The 6,452-nt window shown below is 61.2% G+C and carries 11 protein-coding genes; 4 read left to right on the top strand and 7 right to left on the bottom strand.

Annotation, left to right across the window (positions count from 1 at the left end):
* Positions 1–331: 331 nt before the first annotated feature.
* The 6 genes from DRB19_RS28390 to DRB19_RS28365 form a co-directional block, all read right to left on the bottom strand.
* Positions 332–517 (bottom strand): hypothetical protein, encoded by a 186-nt coding sequence (locus DRB19_RS28390; protein WP_114189319.1) that lies wholly within the window; start codon positions 515–517, stop codon positions 332–334.
* Positions 518–557: 40 nt separating this feature from the next.
* A complete protein-coding gene (locus DRB19_RS28385) occupies positions 558–824 on the bottom strand; it encodes a WGR domain-containing protein (RefSeq protein ID WP_114189318.1) in 267 nt (88 codons plus the stop codon).
* A gap of 582 nt (positions 825–1,406) precedes the next feature.
* Positions 1,407–1,718 carry a PilZ domain-containing protein gene (locus DRB19_RS28380; protein ID WP_114189317.1) on the bottom strand — a complete coding sequence of 104 codons (312 nt, stop codon included), beginning with the start codon at positions 1,716–1,718 and terminating at the stop codon, positions 1,407–1,409.
* A 66-nt stretch (positions 1,719–1,784) separates the two neighbouring features.
* Positions 1,785–2,003: a WGR domain-containing protein gene (locus DRB19_RS28375; protein WP_245439884.1), complete on the bottom strand. Its 219-nt coding sequence runs from the start codon at positions 2,001–2,003 to the stop codon at positions 1,785–1,787.
* A gap of 61 nt (positions 2,004–2,064) precedes the next feature.
* The gene (locus DRB19_RS28370; protein WP_147023590.1) at positions 2,065–2,352 is read right to left on the bottom strand and encodes a hypothetical protein; all 288 of its coding nucleotides are present in this window, start codon (positions 2,350–2,352) and stop codon (positions 2,065–2,067) included.
* Between the two features lie 118 nt (positions 2,353–2,470).
* A complete protein-coding gene (locus tag DRB19_RS28365) occupies positions 2,471–3,229 on the bottom strand; it encodes a hypothetical protein (RefSeq protein WP_162815933.1) in 759 nt (252 codons plus the stop codon).
* A gap of 990 nt (positions 3,230–4,219) precedes the next feature.
* Here DRB19_RS28365 and DRB19_RS28360 point away from each other — a divergent pair.
* From DRB19_RS28360 to DRB19_RS28350, 3 genes are all read left to right on the top strand, one after another.
* Positions 4,220–4,876 carry a ParA family protein gene (locus DRB19_RS28360; RefSeq protein WP_114189313.1) on the top strand — a complete coding sequence of 219 codons (657 nt, stop codon included), beginning with the start codon at positions 4,220–4,222 and terminating at the stop codon, positions 4,874–4,876.
* A complete protein-coding gene (locus DRB19_RS28355; protein WP_114189312.1) occupies positions 4,869–5,258 on the top strand; it encodes a ribbon-helix-helix domain-containing protein in 390 nt (129 codons plus the stop codon). The genes DRB19_RS28360 and DRB19_RS28355 overlap by 8 nt, the downstream gene beginning before the upstream one ends.
* An 81-nt stretch (positions 5,259–5,339) precedes the next feature.
* Positions 5,340–5,624 (top strand): hypothetical protein, encoded by a 285-nt coding sequence (locus tag DRB19_RS28350; protein WP_114189311.1) that lies wholly within the window; start codon positions 5,340–5,342, stop codon positions 5,622–5,624.
* A gap of 142 nt (positions 5,625–5,766) precedes the next feature.
* Here the strand turns inward: DRB19_RS28350 and DRB19_RS28345 are convergent, their stop codons facing one another.
* Positions 5,767–5,916 carry a DUF1127 domain-containing protein gene (locus tag DRB19_RS28345; protein ID WP_114189310.1) on the bottom strand — a complete coding sequence of 50 codons (150 nt, stop codon included), beginning with the start codon at positions 5,914–5,916 and terminating at the stop codon, positions 5,767–5,769.
* A gap of 306 nt (positions 5,917–6,222) precedes the next feature.
* Here DRB19_RS28345 and DRB19_RS30890 point away from each other — a divergent pair.
* Positions 6,223–6,452: hypothetical protein (locus DRB19_RS30890; protein WP_114189309.1), on the top strand; the 230-nt coding region annotated here is incomplete at its 3' end.

Here is a 6,452-nt window from a genome sequence, read left to right as displayed (position 1 = left end):
GGGCGCCCTCCCCAACCGGTTTTAGACCCAGGGTGTCATGTCGACTTTGCACGCTGAGTGCCATTTCTGGATTGCACCGACATCGCGGACACTCATCTCAACCGTGAAGAAGCGGCTTCCATCCGCGGATTTGACGGTCAGAGCAAAAGCGCGGCGGATCTGCGAAGATCCGCCAATAGCCGACGCCTGCCTGAGGGTTGATGGTCCAGAACCCCACGGTCAGCGGGAGAGCGGGCGGGTCATCGTCCTCTGCCCTCCAGAGGATCACAGGGGTGCCATCACGCGGCGCGGCACTGATTGGGGACCAGCCGCCACTCATCGGTCTTCCTGATCACTCGTCAGCAGGAGCGACGTGTTCGCCGGCAATCTGTTCGATGGCCTGTGCAAGGCCAGCTTCGGCTTGGCTCAAAGCCTGTGAGCGAGCGATTTCGGCGCGGGTCTGCTCAATGGTCTGATGGGCCAGATCCATCGTCTCCTCAACCGCCGCATCGAGAGATTGTGTGCTCTGGTCCGCCATGAACCTGGGCTACTCGCCCAATGGGGCCAATCCTTGGCAATCACAGATCCCGATAGCCCCGTCGCCGCTTGACCCGGGCCACGGCCTCCAGCGCCTCCCCTGCCTTGATCTCGTTGTCGTAGATCTCCACAATCTCCTTCCCGTTGGTCTCCTTCCCGTTGGTGCCGATCCGGCCCCAGTCGCGCAGCAGGCAGACGACTAAGAAAAAGGCGCTCCTTGGGAGCGCCTGTAAGGGGCCGGCAGGGGCATGAGAGCCGGTCTGTGATGGACTCTCTGGGGCCCGGTTTATTCCCGCACCGGCCGACAATCGGGGCCGCGGGCTCCCGACAAAAAAGCTCCCTCGTTGGCGGGGCCAGGAGGGAGCAGGGGTTGTGAGACGCCCTTGGCTTGGGGTCCAGGAGCGTGTTGGGACTCTTCACGGTGACCGTGGCCGGATTCCGCCGAGATGATGCACAAAAGATGTCGCGAGTATTCGCGCCGGCGCCGGGCGGCTTCAAACCGCCGGTTGGACTGGCGCTGTACTGGGGTTTGCCGCCGAAGCACCGGAATGACTGTGAGAAATCTTCCCAAACCCCCGAATTTGTTCCGATAATGGGCGTATGGAACACGAGACAAGGGTAAGCCTTGCGCGCGAGATCGGGCGGCCCGACGGAGGCGTCCCGGCTTCCGTCGGGCCGGGCCATGGCTGAATCTCCGGGGAGGAGCAGGCTCATGGCTAAGGTGAGGCTCCCCGCACAGTGCGGCCGATCTGAGGCGCGGCTGCCAAGCAAGAACGCCCTGGCCGGGGAGGGTAGAACTCCCGGCCAGGGCGCTTGCAATGCTGAGCCCACTGCGCCGGACTAATACGCAACGCGCCCGGTGCACCCATCCTGTAAGGTCAAGGTAAATATTACGTAGCCGGTTTGTCGGATGTCCGAGGCCATCCTGCGGGTGGGACCGTCCCCGCTTTGGCCTTCTCCAGGAACATCACGCCGTGGCTCGCCTCGCGGCTCCAGATCCGACGGGCCAGAAGCCGCAGCCTCCTGCTCGGGATCTCAAGCTCGAACTCGGGCGGCAGCTCGACGGCGTTGGTGAAGTAGATACGGGCGCCAATGTTGGAGAGATCTTGCACTGTGCAGTCGAGAACCGAGCCACGGTTGTTGAACACGACTTGTCCCTTGAGGACCGTGTGCCAGCGTTTTTCCGACCGTTTTTCGATCATCAATGGTCCCCTCTCCTCTCGTGCAGGATTGTCACCGTAAATAGGCAGAGAGAGGTAATTGCCAATCTAGAGATCCCGATACCCGCGCCGTCGCTTGGCGCGCGCGACAGCCTCCAGCGCCTGGCCGGCCTCGATCTCGTCGGAGAACTCCTCGACCAGCTCCTGCCCGTTGGTGCCGATGCGGCCCCAGTTGCGCACCAGGCGCACGGTGCCGAACAGGTCGCGCTCGATCATGAGGCTGTAGAAGCGCCGGACGCCCTGCTCCGGGTCGATCCGGTGCAGCACCAGAGGTGGTGCTTGATCAGCGAGCGGAGATCATCGTGCAAGAGCTTGTCTCACCTTCCGCTCAGAACCAAAGGGATACAAAGATCAAGATCAGGATCAGGACCGACACGGTGAGCAGCGCGAGCCAAATTCGTGTCGTTCGTCCCTGTTCGCGGATCTCATCTCTTATGTTCCGCTCGAGCTCCTCAAGCCGCCGGTAGAGGTTCTCCTGCCGCTGATCGAACAGCAGCCGTGTCTTCTCGTGTCCATCCCGGGCTCCCTCAATCAGGAGCTCCCAATACTCGTGGCGTTCTTGCTCCTGCCCCTTCTTGCGGGCTTGTGCCTGCCGCTCGCGTTCTTCTGCTGACATTCGGGGCATCGGATCCATTCCCAATTGATCAAACACTCTCGCTCGAGGAGGAGAGCTCGTCAGGCACGATAGGGGCGCAGGGCCGTTCTCGGTTCAAGAATCTAACTCTGCCCTTCCCTCATTCGCCTCGGCTTTGCCGAATGCCCTTTAACAGACGGTCCAATGCAGCTTCTAGGGCTGGGTTTGGCTCAAAGGCTTTTGGAGGGAGGCCGCTTCCTTTGCTTAAGTCGCCCAGATTCACCGTAGGAACCGCTTCGCTTTTGCATTTGGGCGAGTTAATTTTTTGAGCCTCTGGGGAGGTTGTAGACGGGCGCAGGGCACTGGTTGGGATGATGGCCCGCCGTTCGCCAGAACGCCCCCCACGGGCTGCCGCTGCGCGTCCGTTGGCCTTGATGAAGGCAGGAGCGTACTCTGACCCGAACATGAACCGGATCGGCTTGCGGCGCAGGCCATCTTCCGTCGCCTTGTACTTCGATCCGGAGGAGACAGCGCGATCGAGGAAGCCGATTTCCTCGAGGACGCGAATGGCTCCCCTCACCTTCGCCTCGGACAGGCCGAGATCCTCACGATCGGCCAGTTCGCGGCGGTCGATCACGAACCCCTCGACGGTCCGCCCAGGTGCCGACCAGAAGCGCGCGATGAACGTCGCCAGGGAGAAAGCAGCCTCACGGTTGCGAAACGGCGCCAACGCCGGCGCAAGGCGGTCGCGCACCTCACGCGGCAGGCGGTAAGGCCCCTCCCCCTGCGACGGGTGGAATGGCCGGCGGACCCTTCGTGCCCGTGCCTGCATCGGCAGGACGAGCGGAAGCCGCGATTGAACGGCAAGCATGTGTTCCCCTTCGGGCTGCAAAGCCCGTCGCAGGGGGAGGTGCTTCATGGGGGCAAAGCTCCGCCGTCGCGAAAAATGACGTTTTCCGCTTGACGAAGGCACAGCGCTTGGGGGATGATCATGACGCCAATCAATGATCTTCCCGGCACCTGCCGGACATGAGGCCCGCCCCTTCGGCGGGCTTTTGTGTGTCTAGGCTCTACTCTTCTCCTTGATGCGCGATTCAGTGCGCGCACCACCGGCCACGGTGAACGGCGGACTCACCACCGTCAACAGGCCGAGCCTTAAACTGACTCCACACCTGTTAACGAGCCGTTAACTATTCGCCTTGAGGCTACTGCGCCGAAGTGGAAGTCCCCGTGCTGGTCCTGACAGAGAGTGACCGCTATGGCCGATCCCCAGCCGTGTCACGAATGCCGAAGACTTGTCGCTCCGGACAAGCGACGTCGGAGCTCACCCAGAAAATTTAAGCGGGTGAAGAGCCGACCGGACATTGGGCATATACCCGATATCAGCCGTGCCCCTGAATATCAGTGCGCCATCTGCGGGTTTATGCTCGCCCAGCCTCGAAACAGTACCAACTTGATGTGGCGCTCTGGGAAGTGAACGGCGTCATGCCTCTGTCACCAAGAGCCAATAGACCCCTCCCCGTGGCCTTACGGCCCGAGGGACAAGAGTAGGCACGGATGAACTGCCGCTCTTGTCGCCTCACCCAGCACGGCACCGGAGGCTTTCCGCCTTGCTTTACCTGATCCTGATGGCCTTGCGGATCTCAGCCAAACGCGAGCGGTTCCAGTGGAGATACTGGCGGCGGTAGGCACAACGCCAATGCAGCTTTCTGAAGACTCCCCTCCACTGCGCAGCATGACGGCCCACGAGGAACTGGATGAGCCCCTGGGCGAGAGCAGCCTCCTATCTGCCAGCCCCTCACGTTTACGGCTTCTTAACCCTCCTGCGCCAACCGTACGGAAGCCAGCACTTGCGGAGTTGGCCACGCACATCCGTACGTAAGTACGTAAAGACGCAAAGAGGCACGCAATGCATATCATCGTGGTAGCCAGCCAAAAGGGCGGAGCCGGGAAAACCACCCTTTCCCGCAGCCTCGCGGTTGCGGCCCAGCAGTCGGCAGGCATGACGGCTCTCCTTGACACAGATCCGCAGGGCTCACTTACGAGCTGGTGGAACAGACGGGAGAGCGAGGCCCCTATCCTCGTGAAAATCGATCCGGCCGGACTGGATGCCGGGATCGCGAAGCTTGAGGCCGCAGGCGTCGAGTACCTTTTCATCGACACTCCGCCATCCGTTCATCCAGAACTCTCACAACTCCTCGCCCGAGCGACATTGGCTGTCATCCCTGTCCGCCCCTCTCCCGACGACCTGGACGCCGTTGGCGATACCTTGGAATTGGTTGAGAAGGCCGGATGCCCATTTGTTTTCGTGCTTACTCAGGCGAAGCCCCGCACGCGGCTCCAGATGCAGGCCGTGATGGCCCTGGCGAAACATGGCAAGCTCGCTCCTACCGTCATCCATGACCGGACTGACTTCCCCACCGCAGCCATCACGGGCAAGACCGTAACTGAGGTGGAGCAGGAAGGACCATCCGCGAACGAGGTGCGGGAGGTACTTAATTACGTACTTACGCAACTCAACAAGGCATCAAGCACGCACGTAGAGAAGAAGGTCGCCAATGGCTAATAAGAACGTTCCCTCCCTCGATGGCCTGATCCAGACCAAGGGAGCGCCGCGTCCCGACACCATGTCCCAGCGTGGAGAAAGCCCCGCCCGGGAGATCCAGGCCCGCCTACAGGCCGCAGTCACACTCACCCCGGCAGCGGCACCTGCTCCGGCTCCGCAGGTTGCTTCGCCATCAGTCTCTCAGGCTGGCCCCCAGCCCACTCCTGCCGCGCCCACCGTTCCCGCAGGGAAAGAGCCTCGTGCCAAATCTCTGACCCTCCGCTTGTCCGAAACCCAGTATGAAAGGCTTCGGCGATTCGCATTCGAGCGGCGGCTCAGTCACCAAGACATCATTGAGAGCGCCTTGCTGGGATACCTGGATCAGCAGGAACGCAGCGCGTAGCTCCATACGTCATTACGTACGCACGTCAGCAAGAGCGCCAGCATGGCGCCTTGTAATCCTGACCGAACCGAGGAGCCTACTATGGGTAGCGACACGGAAACTGTGGCTGCGCGTCTTTGGCGCGACCGAGTGCAGATCCGGGAGCAGGAGAGGAACGACGCCCAAGTCCGGGCTCGGCTTGCCGAGGAGGAGGTAGCGATCCTTGTGGCCGAGAATGACCGCCTGACCGCAGAGAACGCTAGGCTACGCGCTTTGCTCAACCCGGATGCGCCCCGAGTCCGTGCTGAGACTGAACGGCAGATGCAGGCCCTCAAGGCCGCACTAATGCCTCTCCTTATTCAGCCGGCCGGGACTATGAATTCGTAAGAACGTCTTAGATCTTTCTAGGCTCAGTTGTTTGCGTAGCCACGTACGTACGTCGCCAAGCACTGACTGATGGACGGATTGGCTTATGCAATTACGTAAAGAAAGAGAGCGGCGCAGTCGTATCGCGCCGCTCATGAAAGCTCTATCGTCCTTGGCGTGCGACCTCATGGATGTCGCTCCGGGAGAGGCCAATGTCCGAGAGCTCCCGGTCTGAGAGGGCAGACAGTTGGCGAGCTGTTTCACGGGAGCGATGCCACTGACGAATGCTTGAAAGGATAACCGAAAGAAACATGACGCGACCTCAACAATGGACCAGCGAGCGCAACCGCGCCGCGCGTTGGCAACGAGAAAAAAGGCCACCGTGTAGGTGGCCGAGTTTAGGGAGGAAACCCGTCACGGCAGGCCGCGACGGATGAGCGGCATGTAAGGCGCATGAGACAGGAGATGAACCCCGCGAGAGCCCAGACCACCCATGAGCAGAGGGCATGGAACAGGGCAGGGGTGTTTACACCCCGTTAAGTCATCGTGGCGCCCGCCCGGCGTCGCTTGACAACCTGTCTCTCAACGCAAAATTATACCGAAATACGGAGAAGTTGCTGTGGATGTGGTCGTGACGCCTGCGGCGTTCAAACCGCGCACTTGGACGTTGAGCGACCGGCTTGGGCGGCCCCTTGGGACAATCACCGAAGCATCCCCAAAGCTCTTCGTCGTCAATGCAGACAAGGACTCCGGGCTATGCAGAATGGGAACTGCCAACTTCCCCTCTCTTGATGAGGCAATGTCGGCCATCGCCCGCCACATGAGGGGCGAGTGTCAGCTTGCCAGCAG

It is taken from the genome of Microvirga aerophila (genome assembly GCF_003332305.1).
GTDB classification, from domain to species: Bacteria; Pseudomonadota; Alphaproteobacteria; order Rhizobiales; family Beijerinckiaceae; genus Microvirga; species Microvirga aerophila.
The sequence above is the reverse complement of the archived record's forward strand: the minus strand, read 5'-3'. Positions and strand labels throughout refer to the sequence as shown.

What these genes read in the sequence shown, in the direction of transcription:
- DRB19_RS28390 (WP_114189319.1), bottom strand. Translation starts at nt 517, where the DNA reads ATGGCGGACCAGAGCACACAATCTCTCGATGCGGCGGTTGAGGAGACG.
- DRB19_RS28380 (WP_114189317.1), bottom strand. Translation starts at nt 1,718, where the DNA reads ATGATCGAAAAACGGTCGGAAAAACGCTGGCACACGGTCCTCAAGGGA.
- DRB19_RS28370 (WP_147023590.1), bottom strand. Translation starts at nt 2,352, where the DNA reads ATGTCAGCAGAAGAACGCGAGCGGCAGGCACAAGCCCGCAAGAAGGGG.
- DRB19_RS28365 (WP_162815933.1), bottom strand. Translation starts at nt 3,229, where the DNA reads ATGAAGCACCTCCCCCTGCGACGGGCTTTGCAGCCCGAAGGGGAACAC.
- DRB19_RS28360 (WP_114189313.1), top strand. Translation starts at nt 4,220, where the DNA reads ATGCATATCATCGTGGTAGCCAGCCAAAAGGGCGGAGCCGGGAAAACC.
- DRB19_RS28355 (WP_114189312.1), top strand. Translation starts at nt 4,869, where the DNA reads ATGGCTAATAAGAACGTTCCCTCCCTCGATGGCCTGATCCAGACCAAG.
- DRB19_RS28350 (WP_114189311.1), top strand. Translation starts at nt 5,340, where the DNA reads ATGGGTAGCGACACGGAAACTGTGGCTGCGCGTCTTTGGCGCGACCGA.
- DRB19_RS28345 (WP_114189310.1), bottom strand. Translation starts at nt 5,916, where the DNA reads ATGTTTCTTTCGGTTATCCTTTCAAGCATTCGTCAGTGGCATCGCTCC.